This window comes from Enterobacter cloacae complex sp. P15RS (assembly GCF_014895905.1).
Lineage (GTDB): Bacteria > Pseudomonadota > Gammaproteobacteria > Enterobacterales > Enterobacteriaceae > Enterobacter > Enterobacter quasihormaechei.
Map to the genome: position 1 here is coordinate 66,523 of NZ_JADBQL010000010.1, position 17,815 is coordinate 84,337.

Genomic DNA, 17,815 nt, shown 5'->3' on the forward strand with positions numbered 1-17,815 from the left:
TTTTTATCCTCAACGGAGGGCCGGCTGCCCGGCCCGTCACCTTTACACGCGTTCCACGCCAATCAGAATGGCGGTTTCCGGATCCAGAATCGGCAGCGTAATACCCGCCCGCATCAGCCATTCGCCGCTTGCCGTTTGCGGGGCTTCCATCCACGCCGGCAGCTTACGCATGGTGTGCCCACCCTCGCCCGTGATCTGAATGTTCGGGTGATCCAGCAGCGTGATGCGGTACTGCGCGCTGGCGTCTAACCCCGGCATGCGCAGCGGCATCATCAGGGTGTAATCCGGCATCGCGAGCTGGCTGACCATAAACAGCCCCTGCGTTTTGTCTTCACTCACTATACCCTGCGCCAGCGTGGTGGCATCCGGCATGTCCACGCGCCACTGGATACCGTGATGAATCACCTCGCGCCACCGCTTATACAGCGCGGCGTAATGGCGATAGCCCTCACGCTCCTGCGCATCCACGGTGAGCGGATCCAGCTCCAGCCCCATATGCCCAAACAGCGCCGTCAGCCCACGGAAAGCGATGCTGTGCTGGCGGAAGGTGGCGTGACATTTATGATGACCGATATGCGCCCCCATCACCTCCGGCGGGAAGAAGTAGCTCATGCCGCGCTGGATCGTGTTGCGCTCCAGCGCGTCGTTGTTATCAGACGCCCAGAAGCGGTGGCTGCGGGTCAGCACTTCATAATCGATTCGCCCCCCGCCAGAGGAGCAGGATTCAAACTCAATGTGCGGGAAACGCTCGCCCAGCACGTCCAGCAGGCGGTAAAACTGGCGGGTCTGCGCGTCGGCGGCGGCTTTACCGTTATGCCCGGGCTGCACCAGCTCGCGGTTCATGTCCCATTTCACGTAGTCGACAGCATGTTCGCCCAGCAGCCAGCTCATGCGCTCCACGAGATAATCAAAGGCCTGCGGGATGTTCAGGTTGAGCACCAGCTGGTGCCGCCCGGTCGCCTGCGCGTAGCCCGGCAGCGCCAGCACCCAGTCAGGATGCGCGCGATACAGATCGGAATTCGGGTTAATCATCTCCGGCTCGATCCAGATGCCAAACTCCATGCCGAGCCGTTTAACGTGACTGATGACCGGCGTCAGGCCGTTCGGGTATTTTTTCTCATCCAGGTACCAGTCGCCCAGCGCGGCATGGTCGTCGTTGCGGCCTTTGAACCAGCCGTCGTCAATAATAAAGCGCTCCACGCCCAGCGCGGCGGCCTCATCGGCCATACGCATGATGTACTCCGGGTCGTGGCTGAAGTAGATCCCCTCCCAGGTATTGAGGTGTACCGGGCGCGGTTTGTTTTCCGGGAAGCGGATGATGTTGTCGCGCAGGTAGCGGTGGAATTGCTGGCTCATGCCGTTCAGCCCGTGCGGGGAGTAGCTGGCATACAGGCGCGGCGTCCAGAGCGTTTCGCCCTCTTCAATCGCCATTTCACCCGGCAGGTAAAGCGCTTCGGCCTGTATATAACGGCGACCATCGGTTTTCGCTTCGGCGCGCAGGCGGTGGTTGCCGCTCCAGCCCAGATGCACGCCCCAGACGTCGCCCTGCATTTCGCTGAACGATGGCGTACCGGCGATCAGCGCCGGGAAATGTTCGTGGGACGTTTTACCCCGACGGTTTTCAATGACAACGCTGTCGTGCTCAAGCGTGACGCGGTGCGGCTGAAATTCCCTGATCCAGCGTCCGTGAAAGGCCATTACCTCCTGCGCGCGCTCGGCCACCGGCAGCGTGACGGCGAATCGGTCCACCTGCCACGCCTGCGCTTTCAGGTTGGTTAACCCGTGGCGCACCACCAGTACACCGCTGGCCTCCAGCACCAGCTCGCTGGTCAGGCGCAGGCCCGCCTGTTTATCCTCCGCCGTTACCGTCAGGGTGTGTCCCTGCTGCTGCACGTCTGTGGTGGTAAAGACCGGGGAACCGTCCAGCCCCTGGCGATGCCCCTCAATACCGGGCGAGCCAAACAGCCCGTGCCCCAGCTCGGCCATCAACGTCACCGGAGAGTCCACGTCCAGCCTGCCGTTTGCCACCGGCCGCGCCAGCGTAGCGACATCCTGCGGCGAAAAGTGGTGAAGGTGCGGCCCCCAGTAGAGAATTTCGGCGAACGGATAGGTTTTTAGCACCACGTCAACCGTGGTGCTTTCGAGTCGTAATATGGCATCTTGCATCAGACATCTCCTGTCGTCGGGATGCCTTGAGTGTTGATCCGAAACGTTTCGGATACAAACCAAAACGTTTCGGATCTGTGATCGGGTTTGGAAATTTGCCCGGTTTAGGCCGTCTGGCCCGGGAAGAATTCCGGCTGCCAGAGCACCTGGAGCCGTTCGACGTCATCGCCGTTGATCAGCTGGCGCACCATGTCCGCAATCTGCTTTCCAACGCCCTGGCGGGTGGACTGGATCACCGCCGCCACATCGATATCGACAATGCTGTCCTGCGGTAAACCGTCGTAAACCACCAGCGAGATGGCATCGTCACCGAACAGGCGCCCCATCTGCGCCAGCGCCATCGCCGCGCCGTCGCCGTGGGTGTTGCAGTCGGTAATGATGGCCGTGGGAGGCTGCGGCAGGGAGAGAAGTTCTTGCGTGGTCGCATAGCCTACGCGGCGCGAAGGGGGCATGGCGCGCAACCATTCGCTGGAGAGCCCGGCTTCCCGCAGCGCGTCCAGATAGCCCTGCCGCCGCTGGGTGATGAATGCCTGATTATTGCTTTCGCCCAGCAGGGCGATGCGCTGATGGCCTTTCTCAATCAGCCAGCGGGTGGCCTGGTATGTGCCGACATAGTTGTCGAAATCGAACCACGCGTAAGGCTGTGGCAGCTGGCTGCGGCCAAGCGCCAGGAACGGGAATCCGGCGGCCTGAAGCTGTTCAAGACGCGGATCGCGATCCAGCGTATGGGCCACAATCAGCGCATCCACGCGCCGGCTTTGCACCATGCGCATATAACTGTGTTTGTCCGCCAGATCGTCGTCAGCAATGAGCAGCAGGTCGATCTCATGTCGCGCCAGTTCGTGGCTAATTTCGCCGACCATGTCCATAAAAACGCTGTTATTGAGCGGAACAGGATGCACGGGAAAAACGAGGCCGACGGCATCAATTTTGCCCATCTTCAGGCGGCGCGCGAACGTATTGGGTCGGTAGCCACGGCGCTGGGCCTCCGCCTCCACGCGGGCGCGCGTCTCAGCAGAGACGTCGTCATACCCGTTGAGGGCACGGCTGACGGTAGTGACGGACAGCCCCAGTTCTTTAGCAATGGCTTTGAGCGACATGATTTTCCGTATCTTCGTTAATTTTGTTCCGCCACCAGAAGGGCGTGCGTATCCGGCTCCAGCGCCTTAAAGATATGCGGCTGGTCGGCGGGGTAGCAAATGTAATCGCCCGGGCCGAGTTCTTCCGCCGCGTCGATCAGGCCGACCATCGCCCGCCCCTGGGTCACGATAATGTGCTCAACCGACCCCGGCGGATGCGGCTGGGAAATACGGTCTGCGCCCGGCTGCGTCAGCAGCAGATAGATATCACGACGCGCCCCCGGCGGACACGCCGCCAGCAAAATCGCCTCGTAGTTCGCCTGCCCGGCAACCACCTTTGTGCCCTCGCCGCGGCGGATCACCTGCGTGACGGGCTGCTGCGGCTCCAGTAACCGGGCAAACGGAATATCCAGCGCCACGCAAAGCGACCAGAGCGTTTCCAGGCTGGGATTGCCGTTGCCAGATTCCAGCTGAGAAAGCGTGGATTTGGCGATCCCGGCACGGCGGGCAATTTCCGCCAGCGATAGCCCGGTTCGCAGGCGTTCCCGCACCAGGCTTTTGGCGATCACGCTGATTGGCTGCGTCATAAAAACGGCCTCTGTCTCTCTATAACGAACGATTCGTTCATCTTGTAAAACGATTTTGATGCGTTCATTATAATGGAAATACGTTCGATATGGCTAAAAGGGTATGAAGAATCACCTCTCTTGTCTGAAAGGCGACACGATAAAAGCGATAATTTTGGTCTGCCTCGCGGTAGGCGTGGTCGGCATGTCTTACGGCTCGCTGGCGATGGCCTACGGCTTCCCGCTGTGGGTGCCGTTTGTGCTTTCCCTCACGGTGCTGGCGGGCGCATCCGAGTTTATGTTCATTGGCATCGTGGCGAGCGGCGGCAATCCGCTGGCAGCGGCGGCGGCCGGTTTGCTGGTTAACGCCCGCCATGTGCCGTTCGGCGTGACGGTACGTGAGCTGGTGGGCAAGCGCGGCCTGAGCTTTCTGGGCTGTCATATCATGAACGATGAAAGCGTGGTGTTCGGCCTGTCGCAAAAAACCGCCGAGCAGCGTAAGGCGGCCTACTGGCTGTGCGGGCTAGGCGTGGCAATCATCTGGCCGCTGGGGGCGGTGCTGGGGGCAATGGTCGGCAAGCTGCTGCCGGACCCGGAGACCATCGGGCTGGACGCGGTGTTTCCGGCGATCCTGCTGGCGTTAGTCGTGCCGGCATTTAAAAACCGCACCACGCTGATCCGCGCCTGTAGCGGCGCGGTGTTGTCGCTGGCAGCGGTGCCGTTTGCGCCGGTGGGCCTGCCGGTGCTGCTCTCTTTGCTCGGTCTCGCCGCGAGGAAAAAATAATGGAAAACATGACGGTCTTTATTCTCGGCATCGCCATTCTTTCTGCCGGAACCTATCTGATGCGTCTTGGCGGGGCAAAGCTCGGCAACCGGCTGGCGCTTTCTGAAAGATCGCAGGCGCTGCTTTCCGATGCGGCTACCGTTTTGCTGTTCTCCGTCGCGCTGGCAACAACGTTTTATGAAGGGGAACATTTTGCGGGGATGGCGCGCGTGCTGGGCGTCGGGTTCGCTGTGTTTCTGGCCTGGCGAAAAATGCCGTTAATTGTGGTGATCGTCGCGGCGGCGGTGGTAACGGCGCTGCTGCGTCTGGCGGGGATCCACTAAAAGAAATGCCCGGCATAGGCGGTCTGCCGGGCATCAGCGGGGATTACTGCGCCGGAAGGGTGTCGGCGCTCAGCGTCAGCGTCTCGGTAAAATCGGTCTCGTTGGTTGTGCTAAAAGCTTTATCTGACAGGTAGGTTGTCACCATCATCGTTGCGGTGAACTGCTCCCCCGCGACTTCCGTTCCGTTAACGGCAGCCAGCGTTTTTTCCGGCGGTAACGTCACCTCTGACGCTCCACCCTGAACGGCCACCGCGCCAGTATCAACAGCGGCCAGTTGCACCGTATTCCCGTCCACGCGGCCATCCCTGAACGCAATCTTCATTGCGCCGTTATCTGAATATCGCCAGGCCCTGTTTTGTCGGGCCGCGCCGGTGATGGAGATGCGCATTTTACGCGCATCCGGGCATATCACCGACACCTGAAGTTCCCGCGTGACCGAGGCATAACCGTTATAGACCTGGCCCACATGCTCAGCAGAACCCTTTCGTATATCCTCTTTACGGTAACGACCATAGTCGACGGTCTTTACGGCGGACATCATTTCACACTCGCCCTCATCGGCCTGCGCGGCTGCCGGCATCCCCGCCCCGCCGCAAAGCAGCGCGACCATCATCACGTACTTATGAACGTTATTTAGAGACATGTCCCTGTCACCTCTTCATAGAATTTATTCGGTTCTGCCTCCGGCAGGGTATACGTCAGCCTGCAACGCCCCTCATCCAGCTTCGCGTAGAGCTGCTGGTTGGCGGAGATATCGTTGAGGAAGATCACGCCGTCTTCGGGTGCTGTCGTGACGTACTCACCCGCTCCGTCCACGATAGAGACGCCTTACGGCAGCGGCGTACCGTCCGCGCGGCTGATAGCCAGCAGCACGCGGCGCTGGCTTAACGTCGCAAACTCCCACTTCGCCACGGCACCGTGAGAAGCCTTGATCGCCGTTCTGCCGTTTCGCACATCCAGGTTGCCAGGCAGTTTTTGGGTGTTGACCTCAATCGTGCTTTCGCGGAACGGTGACAGCGCAGGGATCACCGCCTGGCCCCATTTATCCGTCCATACCGGACCACGTGCGGTGCCAATCTCGACGCCTGACACCGGTTTATCCAGCTTAGCGATGGCATAGGTGTCAGCCACGCGGTAAGGCGAGAAGGTCACGCCATCGCCGTGCGCCACAATCCCGCCGCTCAGCGCTGCGGAGTAGTTGGTATTGCTGTCGTTATCGCCCCCTGCCGCCAGCGACAGGCTGGTGTAATGCAGGTTGCTGCTCAGCGAGCTGTCCCAACTGGTGGTGTTATTGTCCTGATCCTGAGAAACGCCAACCGTGTACTGGTTCGCCTCGTTAAGCGATCCCATTGCGCGCGTGCCGTACGAGCTCTTACCTTCACTCTCACGATACCAGGAGCTGGTATTTACGCCCGTACGTCCAAGTGGGATCGACACGTTCACGTAAAACAGATCGTTATCGCTGTCATCGTTACGACTGACGTCCGATTCCCAGTTCACGCTTACGTTAAAATACTTAAAGGACTGCGACCACGAAGAGATGAAGCGGCGGCTGTCGTACTCGCTGTTCCAGCTCTCGTTGCGGTAGTAGCTGAGGGAGAAACGGCCGAGCAAGCTACTAGACCAGTTGATACCCACGTTGGTGTCATATTTGGTTTGCGACATATCGTCGTCGTCACCGTACAGCTCCGTCATCTCGCGATAATCCGGCGTGCCGTAGCTGCCGCCCATCGAGAGGCCGATGCCCCACGGCAGAGAATATCCCAGGTCGAGCGTGGTTTTGTTGCCGTCCGTTTGCGACTGGTTGTCTATCGACGCCAGAAAACCGAGCGAGGCATACAGGTTCTGCATCGGTACGGTGTCCAGATTGCCGGAGAAACCGTAATAGTGATTATCCGCCATCACCATTCCGGCGAGGAAATTGACGCGCTTGTTGATGGACCAGCCGTTATTGGCAGAGACCACCCACGGTTTTTCGTAGCGCGAATCCATGTCGTCTTCAACACGGCCTACCGCCATGGTAAAGCCCGGTGCGCGGCCCACGTGGTTGCTGCGGAACGTACTCGCCGACACGGTAAAACGGTTTTCGCTGCCGTCTGTCTCGGTCACCGTCACGTTCAGGTCGGTGTTGAGGTTAGCCAGCGGTACGTCATCCAGGTTAAACGGCCCGGCAGGCACCAGCGTCGAGTAAATCAACTGTCCGCCCTGGCGGATATCTACACGCGCCTGAGGGTTGCGGGCGATGCCGCTGACTTCCACGCCCGTACCGCCCTGAGGCAGGAGGGCGGTATCCGGCATCATCTGTACCCCATAGATAGACGGAATACTGAAGCGGCTGTTGGCCACGTTAATCTGGCCGCCCTGCACCATCACGCCATAGTCGGTGAAGGTACGCTGGGCGTAAGTATAAAGGGATTCAACGTCAAAGCTTTGATCGCTACCGTCGCTGACGAACTGCGTGCTGCGCACAATCCAGTCCCCGGCGTTAAAGCCCATTTCGAAGGTGGACTGAAAACGGTCGGCCTTTTCATCGTCATACTGGTTGTGGGTACCGAACATGGAATAATTCAGCATCGCCGCACGGCCACCCTGAACTTCCGCGAACTGGCGCCCGAAATCAGGATCCAACGCTTCTGGTGGAACCACGACCGATATCTCTTCAATATCCGGTGAAGACTGAATAGTCGATCCGGACCAGTACTGATGAATTTTAGGGCAGGTACCGCGTCTGGTTTTTTTAATCAGACCCGCATTTTCCAGAAACTCGTCATCAATACAGGGCGTACCGTCCTCATCAAATTTCACCGGCATCAGCGTTCGCTTATTCCCGTTAATATTCACGGTTACGTTATGGTAGCCGGGAGAAAAACGAGGAGCCATGGAGTAGTATTCAGCAATCGCAGGATCCAGCCCCTGATTTTTTAATGCGTCGGTGTCGAATATCGCTCTCGCCAACTCCATTGATTCATTTGCGGTGGGGTTTATTTCCGCCCGAATGCTGAAAGCCAGCGCCGTAAGGCAAAACGCCAGCATTCCCTTTTTACAGGAAACCGTTAACATAACCACTCCATGTGCTGTTAAATTAATTGTTATTTTAAATCGGCAATATAACTATTCGTTTTGTAGCCATAACGGGTAGCGGGATAAATTTCAATCTGCTTTTCTGAGGGCGTTATTTTCCCTTTTACGCTTACCGTCATTTTTTCGCCAGGCAATATATAGGACTTCGAGAATTGTGCAGCCGTACCTGATGGCAATAATTTTGCTTTTTGTTCCATACGCACAACGTAAGGGGTTTTATTCTCGACGGTGACGCTGCCGTTGTTAACCTGCCATTTTAAGTCTTTCCATGGCTCCAGGTTTACCGCCAGCCCGGCCGGACGAATAATAACGGGCAGGTTCTGGCTAAAGGTGACCTTCACCTTGTTTTTCTCACGCTGCGGAATAGCGGTAAAAATAACGCGCTTTAAATGTTCCACCTTCAGCGGCTCGGCGCTGTTTTTCAGCACAAAACGCACGCGCTGGGTTTTACCCGCGTCCACGCGCACCACCGGCTGCGTCACAATCAGGCCGGGTTTAGGATCATCTGGCAAATCAATCAGTTTCGTGTACAACAACTGGGCGTCGGCATCCGTGTTTTTGACGTCCATGCTGGCGCCCTGCTCGTCTTCTTTCACAATCAGCAGTGAGGTTTCCGGCACCATTCCGGCTGCCAGCGTGTTAAAAGAGGCGAACAGGCAGGCACAAATCAGCGTTCTTTTTAAAAGCGGCATAATATTAGTCCATTAATATTGAAATAACACTCCACTGACGTGGAGTGTTTAGTCTGTGACGTTATTACAGATAAACCAGCTCTACGTTGGTTAAACCGTCCAGCGTGGCTTCGTCGACAATATTGAGATCGTTGGTTGGGTTGATCTGCGCCCTGATGCCAACGTTGAAGTTAATCTGTTTCTGTGCAACAGGTGCATTACCACTCTCACTGTCGGTGAAAGAGTACGTCTCACTTTTATCCGTAGCAATTTGCATATAATGCATGCCGGATTTTGTACCCCAACCAGAAGTTGCGCCTGCAACCTTCGTGTAAATTGGATACAGATTATCACCCGTATCATTTGTCGCTGTACCCGCATCCGTCTGAATACCCATTGCATAAGCACCAATCTTCTGGCCGTTATACATACCCAACCCTGCTGTATTTTCAATGGTTGTTGCAAAATCCAGATCGCCAAAATTGACAGGCAGTGTTGCGGTTGGCGCTGAGTCAGCATGCGCATCGTTAAACGTCACGCCAATACGTGTAGGGGATTCGCAGGAGATGGAAATAGGGATAATTTTAGTCTCCGCCAGAGCTGTTGCCGTGGTGTCATTCAAAGAGGCAGCTTTTATCGTACCATAATCAGCAATACCGCCCCCGCTCACAAAAGAAGGCGTACAGGAAGCTGGCACAATTTTACCTGTAACCTGAATATCAATGCTGGATGCCGCCATGGCAGAAGACGCCGCTACAGCCAGCACGGACGCCAGCATCCCTTTTTTAAACATCGCGTTCATTTAATTTCCTTATATAAGTGAAATACAAAATAAACCAGATAATAAATATCTGGCCTGGGGTTATTACCTAAAACAGCTTGTTTTGGGAAAATAGCATCACAGATAAACTCGATCAATGCTTCAAAATCCTTTTAGGATTTACACCTGAGGAATTCCTTAAAACTCAAGATCAATTATATTTACACTGAATGTGAAACCGGTAATACAGCATCAAAAAAACACAATTCATTCTTTTGATAAATATATGCAGAAAGCTGGTCTGACCTTATATTTGAAATGTGTATGGAACTGCTCTATTTCAAACAAAAGTAACTAAAGATGGGAAACTTTTACAGTTATTGTTTCGTTAATCAGGAATATCCTGGAAGACAGGCGGGAGATTCAGGGAAGGAACAGCAGATAGTAAACCTGTCCCGGCTCCGAAGAGCAGGGACAGCGGCAGCATAACTTATTTGTTGAGTTCAGCGGTCATGTGTACGCGGTTACCGGTGAACGCCTGGGTAATTTTATAGGATGACGCGCCTGCTTCCTGAGCCTGTGCGGCGATTTTAGCTTCAGCACCGTCCAGCGTAGAGGCGGATGCGGTCACTGTCTGCGCAGCGAAAGAACCAAAAGAAGTAGCCAGAGCGATTACTGCGACAAAAGTTTTGATGCTTTTCATGAGATAAACCCTTTCGTTAAGTTGTTTTGGTAAGGCACCGTGCCTTGATGAGATAAATAGTAGTCCTCATCCCGATCAACTAAAAGCGGAAGGATTTGCCTATATTATTCAAAATTACTGATCAACTATTAACCGCTGAGGATGGGTGTAAATGGTTGCTCTTCCCGGCTTGCAGAACCCCACCAGCGTCAGGTTACAGCGCTCCGCCACGTCCACCGCCAGCGTGGTTGCCGCCGACACCGCAAACAGGATTTCCACGCCGCACATGGCGGACTTTTGCACCATCTCATAGCTGGCACGGCTCGAGACTAACGCCGCGCCCTGCCGCCAGACGTTGTTTTCCCGTGCGCGGCGGCCTAACAGCTTGTCCAGCGCCACGTGGCGGCCAACGTCTTCATGCCCGCCTGCAATACTTCCTGACGGCAATACCCACGCCGCCGCGTGGGTACAGCCGCTGAGCTGGCCGATGGGCTGAACGTCGTTCAGATGCTCAAGCGCCCGGTCAAGATGCGCCAGATTAAACGTCTGGGTGAACGGCAGGGGAACAATCGGTTTGCCAATATCGTTAAGCTGTTCAACGCCGCACACGCCGCAGCCGGTACGTCCGGCCAGCGCGCGTCGACGCTCTTTCAGTCCCATAAAGCGGCGGCTGGAGAGTTCGATTTGCACTTCGAGACCATTGCAGGCCGGCACGACATCCATGCCGTAGATCTCCTGCGGATGGGCAATGATGCCTTCCGAGAGGGAGAAACCGATGGCGAACAGCTCGAGATCTTTCGGCGAGGCCATCATCACCACATGCGAAATACCGTTGTAAACCAGCGCAACGGGGACTTCTTCCGCCAGAAAATCTGGCGTGGCATCTGAGATATGGGGCGGTCTGTGTACCGACAGTTCCACAATGCCCGCAGGCAGTGTCGACGCGTGGGCAGCACGGTTTTGTTTAGACACAACGGTATTCCTGAACAACCACGGAAGTGAGCCTGCTATTGCAACACAAACAGCAGACCTTACGCATAGTATGGATCAACTTTTCAGCAACCATTCTCCTACTCAATTCGGAGGGGTGCAACCGGTCGCCTGCTACACACCCTTAACATCCCCAGAGAAAAATGTGACTGATATCACATTTTATAATCAATGCCGTGATAATACGTTCACTTTGTTTTAACGCCGTTGGAACAGGCGTACCGACATTGTGGTATTCTGCGCTTATCCCTCGGAGAAATGGGGGTTTAATGCAAATTTTTCTCCTTTGCGGTTAATTCTCAACCGCAAAGTAAAACTACATAGCAATGTCGTAATGAACCAAGGAGTGACCCATGCAGGTCAGCAGAAGGCAGTTCTTTAAGATCTGCGCTGGCGGTATGGCAGGCACCACGGCGGCGGCACTGGGCTTTGCGCCCGGCGTAGCGCTGGCGGAAACGCGGCAGTATAAACTGCTGCGCACCCGCGAAACCCGTAACACCTGTACGTACTGCTCCGTCGGCTGTGGGCTGTTAATGTATAGCCTCGGCGACGGTGCGAAAAACGCCAAAGCATCCATTTTCCACATTGAAGGCGATCCGGATCATCCGGTCAACCGTGGTGCGCTGTGTCCGAAAGGGGCCGGTCTGGTAGATTTTATCCACTCCGAGAGCCGCCTGAAGTTTCCTGAATATCGCGCGCCAGGCTCTGATAAATGGCAGCAAATCAGCTGGGAAGAGGCGTTCGATCGCATCGCTAAGCTGATGAAAGAAGACCGCGATGCCAACTTTATCGCGAAGAATGCCGAAGGCACCACCGTTAACCGTTGGCTCTCCACCGGGATGCTGTGTGCTTCAGCCTCCAGTAACGAAACCGGCTATTTAACTCAGAAATTTACGCGCGCACTCGGTATGCTCGCGGTCGACAACCAGGCGCGTGTCTGACACGGACCAACGGTAGCAAGTCTTGCTCCAACATTTGGTCGCGGTGCGATGACCAACCACTGGGTCGACATCAAGAACGCCAACCTCATTGTGGTGATGGGCGGTAACGCCGCTGAAGCGCACCCTGTCGGGTTCCGCTGGGCGATGGAAGCCAAAATCCACAACGGTGCGAAACTGATTGTGATCGATCCCCGCTTTACGCGTACGGCGTCAGTGGCGGATTTCTACACCCCTATTCGTTCAGGTACTGACATCACTTTCCTGTCAGGCGTATTGCTGTACCTGATGACCAACGAAAAATATAACCGCGAATACACCGAAGCCTATACCAACGCCAGCCTGATCGTGCGTGAGGATTACAGCTTCGACGATGGCCTGTTCAGCGGTTATGACGCCGAAAAACGTAAATACGACAAAACCAGCTGGAACTACGAGCTGGACGAAAACGGCTTTGCGAAGCGCGACACCACCCTGCAACACCCGCGCTGCGTGTGGAACCTGCTGAAAGAGCACGTTTCCCGCTACACGCCGGACGTTGTCGAGAACATCTGCGGGACGCCGAAGGCAGACTTCCTGAAGGTGTGCGAGCTGATTGCGGAAACCAGCGCGAAAGATAAAACCGCGTCGTTCCTGTATGCGCTCGGCTGGACGCAGCACTCCATCGGCGCGCAGAACATCCGCACCATGGCGATGGTTCAGCTGCTGCTCGGCAACATGGGGATGGCTGGCGGCGGCGTGAACGCCCTGCGCGGTCACTCTAACATCCAGGGTCTGACCGACCTCGGCCTGCTGTCGCAGAGCCTGACGGGCTACATGAACCTGCCAAGCGAAAAACAGACTGACCTGCAAACTTACCTGACGGCCAGCACGCCAAAACCGCTGCTCGAAGGCCAGGTGAACTACTGGGGCAACTATCCGAAGTTCTTCGTCTCGCTGATGAAAGCCTTCTACGGCGACAAGGCGACGGCGGACAACAGCTGGGGCTTTGACTGGCTGCCGAAGTGGGACAAAGGTTACGACGTCCTCCAGTACTTCGAGATGATGCACCAGGGGCAGGTCAACGGCTATATCTGCCAGGGCTTTAACCCGGTCGCGTCGTTCCCGAACAAGAACAAGGTTGTCGAGTCTCTGTCGAAGCTGAAGTTCCTGGTGACGATTGACCCGCTCAATACCGAAACCTCGACCTTCTGGCAGAACCACGGTGAGTCGAACGACGTTGATCCGTCGAAGATTCAGACCGAAGTGTTCCGTCTGCCGTCTACCTGTTTCGCGGAAGAGAACGGTTCTATCGTTAACTCTGGCCGCTGGTTGCAGTGGCACTGGAAAGGCGCGGACGCCCCGGGCATTGCCCTGAACGACGGCGAGATCCTGGCCGGCATCTTCTTACGCCTGCGTAAGATGTACGCCTCTGAAGGCGGCGCAACGCCTGAACCGGTGCTGAACATGACCTGGAACTACTCGACGCCGGAAAACCCTGCGCCGGAAGAAGTGGCCATGGAGAGCAACGGTAAGGCGCTGGCGGACGTTATCGACCCGGCGACCGGTACGGTTCTGGCGAAAAAAGGCGACCAGCTCAGCACCTTCGCGCACCTGCGCGATGATGGTACGACGTCAAGCGGCTGCTGGATCTTTGCCGGTAGCTGGACGCCGAAAGGCAACCAGATGGCCAACCGCGACAACGCCGACCCGTCGGGCCTCGGCAATACGCTGGGCTGGGCATGGGCGTGGCCGCTTAACCGCCGCATCCTCTATAACCGTGCCTCCGCTGACCCGCAGGGCAACCCGTGGGATCCGAAGCGTCAGCTTCTGAAGTGGGACGGCGCGAAATGGGGCGGCGTGGATATTCCGGACTACAGCACTGCCGCACCGGGCAGTGACGTTGGGCCGTTTATCATGCAGCCTGAAGGGATGGGACGCCTGTTTGCTATCGACAAGATGGCGGAAGGGCCGTTCCCGGAACACTACGAGCCGTTTGAGACGCCGCTGGGCACCAACCCGCTGCACCCGAACGTGGTCTCTAACCCGGCAGCCCGTATCTTCAAGGGCGACTTTGAAGCGCTGGGTAAAAAGGACAAGTTCCCGTACGTGGGCACCACTTACCGTCTGACCGAACACTTCCACTACTGGACCAAGCACGCGCTGCTTAACGCCATCGCGCAGCCGGAACAGTTTGTGGAGATCGGCGAGAAGCTGGCGAACAAGCTCGGCATTGCCCATGGTGATACCGTGAAGGTCTCCTCCAACCGCGGCTACATCAAGGCCAAGGCGGTAGTGACCAAGCGTATTCGCACGCTGAACGTTCACGGTCAGCAGGTGGATACCATCGGTATTCCGATTCACTGGGGCTATGAGGGCGTGGCGAAGAAAGGGTTCATTGCGAACACCCTGACGCCGTTCGTCGGCGATGCGAACACGCAGACGCCGGAGTTTAAGGCCTTCCTCGTGAACGTGGAAAAGGTGTAACGGAGACGACTTATGGCTTATCAATCTCAAGACATTATCCGTCGTTCCGCGACTAACGGTTTCACGCCCGCGCCTCAGGCGCGGGACCACCAGCAGGAAGTGGCGAAGCTTATCGACGTGACCACCTGTATCGGCTGTAAAGCCTGTCAGGTGGCCTGTTCAGAGTGGAACGACATCCGTGACGAAGTGGGTCACAACGTCGGGGTGTACGACAACCCGGCAGACCTGACCGCCAAGTCCTGGACGGTAATGCGTTTCTCGGAAGTGGAGCAGAACGACAAACTGGAATGGCTTATCCGCAAAGACGGCTGTATGCACTGTGCGGATCCGGGCTGCCTGAAGGCGTGTCCGTCAGAAGGGGCTATCATTCAGTATGCCAACGGCATCGTCGACTTCCAGTCCGAGCAGTGCATTGGCTGCGGCTACTGCATCGCGGGTTGTCCGTTCGACGTGCCGCGCATGAACCCGGAAGACAACCGCGTCTACAAATGTACCCTGTGCGTAGACCGCGTAAACGTCGGCCAGGAGCCAGCGTGCGTGAAGACCTGCCCAACCGGCGCTATCCACTTTGGCTCCAAAGAGGATATGAAAACGCTGGCGGCAGAGCGCGTGGGCGAGCTGAAAACCCGTGGTTACGATAATGCTGGTCTGTACGATCCGGCCGGGGTTGGCGGGACGCACGTGATGTACGTGCTGCACCACGCCGACAAGCCGAACCTGTATCACGGCCTGCCGGAGAACCCGGAAATCAGCGCCACCGTGAAGTTCTGGAAAGGCATCTGGAAACCGCTGGCCGCGGTCGGTTTTGCGGCTACCTTTGCAGCGAGCATCTTCCACTACGTCGGCGTCGGTCCGAACCGCGCGGAAGAGGAAGACGATAATCTGCATGAAGAGAAAGACGAGGTGCGCAAATGAGAAAACGTGACACCATCGTGCGCTACACCGCGCCGGAACGCATCAACCACTGGGTCACCGCCTTCTGCTTCATGCTGGCGGCGATAAGCGGGCTGGGGTTCTTTTTCCCCTCCTTCAACTGGCTGATGCAGATCCTGGGCACGCCGCAGCTGGCGCGCATCCTTCACCCGTTCGTGGGTGTGGTGATGTTTGCCTCGTTTATCATCATGTTTTTCCGCTACTGGCACCATAACCTAATCAATCGGGATGATATCTTTTGGGCGAAGAATATTCGTAAGATCGTCGTCAACGAGGAAGTGGGTGATACCGGGCGTTATAACTTCGGTCAGAAATGCGTATTCTGGGCGGCGATTATCTTCCTGGTCCTGTTGCTGGTGAGCGGCGTGATCATCTGGCGTCCGTACTTTGCGCCTGCTTTCTCAATCCCGGTGATCCGATTTGCGTTAATGCTGCATTCATTTGCCGCAGTGGCGTTAATTGTGGTTATCATGGTGCATATTTACGCCGCCCTCTGGGTGAAAGGCACCATTACCGCGATGGTGGAAGGATGGGTAACCAAAACGTGGGCGAAGAAACATCACCCGCGCTGGTACCGTGAAGTCCGCCAGAAACAGGAAAAGTCATCTGAATGAGTATTCGCATAATCCCGCAAGATGAGCTGGGGTCGAGCGAGAAACGTACGGCGGAGTATATTCCGCCGTTGTTATTCCCCAGACTCAAGAACCTCTACAACCGCCGCGCAGAGCGTCTGCGCGAGCTGGCAGAGAACAACCCGCTGGGCGATTTTCTGCGTTTTGCCGCGCTGGTCGCCCATGCGCAGGAGGTGGTGCTGTACGATCACCCGCTGCAAATGGACCTGACCGCGCGCATCAAAGAAGCTAACGAGCAGGGCAAGCCGCCGCTGGATATTCACGTCCTGCCGCGCGACAAGCACTGGCATAAGCTGCTGCATTCGCTGATTGCCGAGCTGAAGCCGGAGATGAGCGGCACGGCGCTGGCGGTCATTGAGAACCTGGAAAAAGCCTCAGAGCAAGAGTTGGAAGAGATGGCGAGCGCGCTGTTTGCCTCCGACTTCTCGCTGGTCAGCAGCGATAAAGCGCCGTTTATCTGGGCTGCGCTGTCGCTTTACTGGGCACAAATGGCGAGCCTGATCCCCGGCAAAGCCCGCGCCGAATATGGCGAAGCGCGCCAGTTCTGCCCGGTGTGCGGCTCAATGCCGGTCTCCAGCATGGTGCAGATTGGGACCACGCAGGGGCTGCGCTACCTGCACTGCAACCTGTGTGAAACCGAGTGGCACGTGGTGCGCATCAAGTGCAGCAACTGCGAGCAGACTCGCGATCTCAACTACTGGTCGCTGGAAAATGAAGACGCGGCGGTGAAAGCCGAAAGCTGCGGCGACTGCGGGACTTACCTGAAGATTCTGTATCAGGAAAAGGATCCGAAAGTCGAAGCGGTGGCCGACGATCTCGCCTCGTTGATTCTGGACGCCAAAATGGAGCAGGAGGGCTTTGCCCGTAGCTCGATTAACCCGTTCCTGTTCCCGGGTGAAGGGGAGTAATCTCCTGTAAGCGTGCCGGGCGGCGCGAGCTTGCCCGGCCTACAGCTGGTAAGGGGAAACAACCCCGGCTATTCCGGCAAAGTCTTTGGTATTGCGGGACACCAGGGGACAATTTCTGCTTTGGGCTGTGGCCAAAATGATGGCATCAGGTAGTTTCATCCCGTGTTTCTCACGGAGCACAACGCTTCTTTCAGCGATATCCCGCGAGACGTCGATAATTTCAAAAGCGCCCATGACAGCTGCCGTTTTCGCTTCATGACCATGCCTGCGCGCGCCGACCATGACCTCCATCCACGTGATAAGGCTAATCGCCCGATGCGAGGCCGTACGATCGATCGTATCGGCAGCTTCTACGTGATTGTTAAAGAGATCGATGAGAATATTGGTATCAAACACTGCCATGTGTTCCATGATTACCACTCCTCACGCAGCTTGCGTTCGTACTCCAGCCCATCTTCTTGCTGATTTCCCCACAAACCAAGCGCATCACGAATTACCGAAGAACTCTGCTGATCGAGATATTGTTCAATGGCTTCCCGAAGCAATTCGGCGCGGGGCTGGTTACGCAGCTGCTTCAGGTTATCCAGCCGTTGAATTACGTCATCAGACAAATCAATCAGTATTCTGCCCATCTCAAAATCCGCCAAAAGACTCATATATCACCTTAGTATATCATCTGCGGTTAATTTTCAGGCAAAATACGCTTAAATACTTTAGGGTTAAAGTGCATTTTTTTGGGAAAAATGAATTTTGCGAGCCGCTTTCCAGAACGTTCACCTTTTCACATTTCTCTGTTTTCATCTGTTGTAAATCAGGTTATAAACTGTATAAAAACA

At 56.2% G+C, this 17,815-nt stretch carries 16 protein-coding genes and 1 pseudogene; 6 read left to right on the forward strand and 11 right to left on the reverse strand.

The window, feature by feature from the left end; translation table 11 throughout:
* Positions 1-42 precede the first annotated feature (42 nt).
* From IM267_RS06710 to IM267_RS06720, 3 genes are all read right to left on the reverse strand, one after another.
* On the reverse strand, positions 43-2,166 hold the full coding sequence (locus IM267_RS06710) for an alpha-galactosidase (protein WP_193033042.1): 2,124 nt from the start codon (positions 2,164-2,166) through the stop codon (positions 43-45).
* Between the two features lie 104 nt (positions 2,167-2,270).
* Complete coding sequence (locus tag IM267_RS06715; RefSeq protein WP_193033043.1) at positions 2,271-3,266, reverse strand: LacI family DNA-binding transcriptional regulator; 996 nt, start codon at positions 3,264-3,266, stop codon at positions 2,271-2,273.
* 17 nt (positions 3,267-3,283) lie between these two features.
* The gene (locus tag IM267_RS06720) at positions 3,284-3,832 is read right to left on the reverse strand and encodes a helix-turn-helix domain-containing protein (protein ID WP_003861973.1); all 549 of its coding nucleotides are present in this window, start codon (positions 3,830-3,832) and stop codon (positions 3,284-3,286) included.
* 103 nt (positions 3,833-3,935) lie between these two features.
* Between IM267_RS06720 and IM267_RS06725 the strand changes: the two genes are divergently transcribed.
* Together IM267_RS06725 and IM267_RS06730 are read left to right on the forward strand one after the other, a co-directional pair.
* On the forward strand, positions 3,936-4,595 hold the full coding sequence (locus tag IM267_RS06725; protein ID WP_063449690.1) for an AzlC family ABC transporter permease: 660 nt from the start codon (positions 3,936-3,938) through the stop codon (positions 4,593-4,595).
* Entirely contained in the window at positions 4,595-4,918 is a 324-nt protein-coding gene (locus tag IM267_RS06730) for an AzlD domain-containing protein (protein ID WP_006808703.1), read from the forward strand. Before IM267_RS06725 ends, IM267_RS06730 begins: the two co-directional genes overlap by 1 nt.
* A 43-nt stretch (positions 4,919-4,961) precedes the next feature.
* On the opposite strand, the gene IM267_RS06735 is transcribed toward IM267_RS06730, so the two are convergent.
* The 6 genes and pseudogenes from IM267_RS06735 to fdhD all read right to left on the reverse strand — a co-directional run bounded on the left by IM267_RS06735 (position 4,962) and on the right by fdhD (position 11,084).
* The gene (locus tag IM267_RS06735) at positions 4,962-5,561 is read right to left on the reverse strand and encodes a hypothetical protein (RefSeq protein ID WP_193033044.1); all 600 of its coding nucleotides are present in this window, start codon (positions 5,559-5,561) and stop codon (positions 4,962-4,964) included.
* A pseudogene (locus tag IM267_RS06740) lies at positions 5,552-7,978 on the reverse strand (fimbrial biogenesis usher protein). The gene IM267_RS06735 and the pseudogene IM267_RS06740 overlap by 10 nt, the downstream one beginning before the upstream one ends.
* A gap of 29 nt (positions 7,979-8,007) precedes the next feature.
* Positions 8,008-8,691 (reverse strand): fimbria/pilus chaperone family protein, encoded by a 684-nt coding sequence (locus tag IM267_RS06745; protein WP_193033045.1) that lies wholly within the window; start codon positions 8,689-8,691, stop codon positions 8,008-8,010.
* Positions 8,692-8,755: 64 nt separating this feature from the next.
* Positions 8,756-9,472, reverse strand: coding sequence for a DUF1120 domain-containing protein (locus tag IM267_RS06750; RefSeq protein WP_193033046.1), 717 nt, complete (start codon positions 9,470-9,472; stop codon positions 8,756-8,758).
* A gap of 448 nt (positions 9,473-9,920) precedes the next feature.
* On the reverse strand, positions 9,921-10,133 hold the full coding sequence (locus tag IM267_RS06755; protein ID WP_003861966.1) for a DUF1471 domain-containing protein: 213 nt from the start codon (positions 10,131-10,133) through the stop codon (positions 9,921-9,923).
* Between the two features lie 114 nt (positions 10,134-10,247).
* A complete protein-coding gene (gene fdhD, locus IM267_RS06760) occupies positions 10,248-11,084 on the reverse strand; it encodes a formate dehydrogenase accessory sulfurtransferase FdhD (protein ID WP_193033047.1) in 837 nt (278 codons plus the stop codon).
* A gap of 371 nt (positions 11,085-11,455) precedes the next feature.
* On the opposite strand from fdhD, the gene fdnG reads away from it, so the two are divergent.
* From fdnG to fdhE, 4 genes are read left to right on the forward strand one after another with little or no spacing between them, the layout of a single operon-like run.
* Positions 11,456-14,506, forward strand: coding sequence for a formate dehydrogenase-N subunit alpha (gene fdnG / locus IM267_RS06765; protein ID WP_193033048.1), 3,051 nt, complete (start codon positions 11,456-11,458; stop codon positions 14,504-14,506).
* Positions 14,507-14,518: 12 nt separating this feature from the next.
* Positions 14,519-15,421: a formate dehydrogenase subunit beta gene (gene fdxH / locus IM267_RS06770; RefSeq protein WP_003861960.1), complete on the forward strand. Its 903-nt coding sequence runs from the start codon at positions 14,519-14,521 to the stop codon at positions 15,419-15,421.
* Entirely contained in the window at positions 15,418-16,053 is a 636-nt protein-coding gene (gene fdoI / locus IM267_RS06775; protein ID WP_015569914.1) for a formate dehydrogenase cytochrome b556 subunit, read from the forward strand. The genes fdxH and fdoI overlap by 4 nt, the downstream gene beginning before the upstream one ends.
* Complete coding sequence (gene fdhE / locus IM267_RS06780) at positions 16,050-16,979, forward strand: formate dehydrogenase accessory protein FdhE (RefSeq protein ID WP_023315053.1); 930 nt, start codon at positions 16,050-16,052, stop codon at positions 16,977-16,979. The genes fdoI and fdhE overlap by 4 nt, the downstream gene beginning before the upstream one ends.
* A 39-nt stretch (positions 16,980-17,018) precedes the next feature.
* Here the strand turns inward: fdhE and IM267_RS06785 are convergent, their stop codons facing one another.
* Together IM267_RS06785 and IM267_RS06790 are read right to left on the reverse strand one after the other, a co-directional pair.
* Entirely contained in the window at positions 17,019-17,390 is a 372-nt protein-coding gene (locus tag IM267_RS06785) for a type II toxin-antitoxin system VapC family toxin (protein WP_077221056.1), read from the reverse strand.
* A 2-nt stretch (positions 17,391-17,392) separates the two neighbouring features.
* The gene (locus tag IM267_RS06790; RefSeq protein WP_063449683.1) at positions 17,393-17,635 is read right to left on the reverse strand and encodes a CopG family transcriptional regulator; all 243 of its coding nucleotides are present in this window, start codon (positions 17,633-17,635) and stop codon (positions 17,393-17,395) included.
* Positions 17,636-17,815 lie beyond the last annotated feature (180 nt).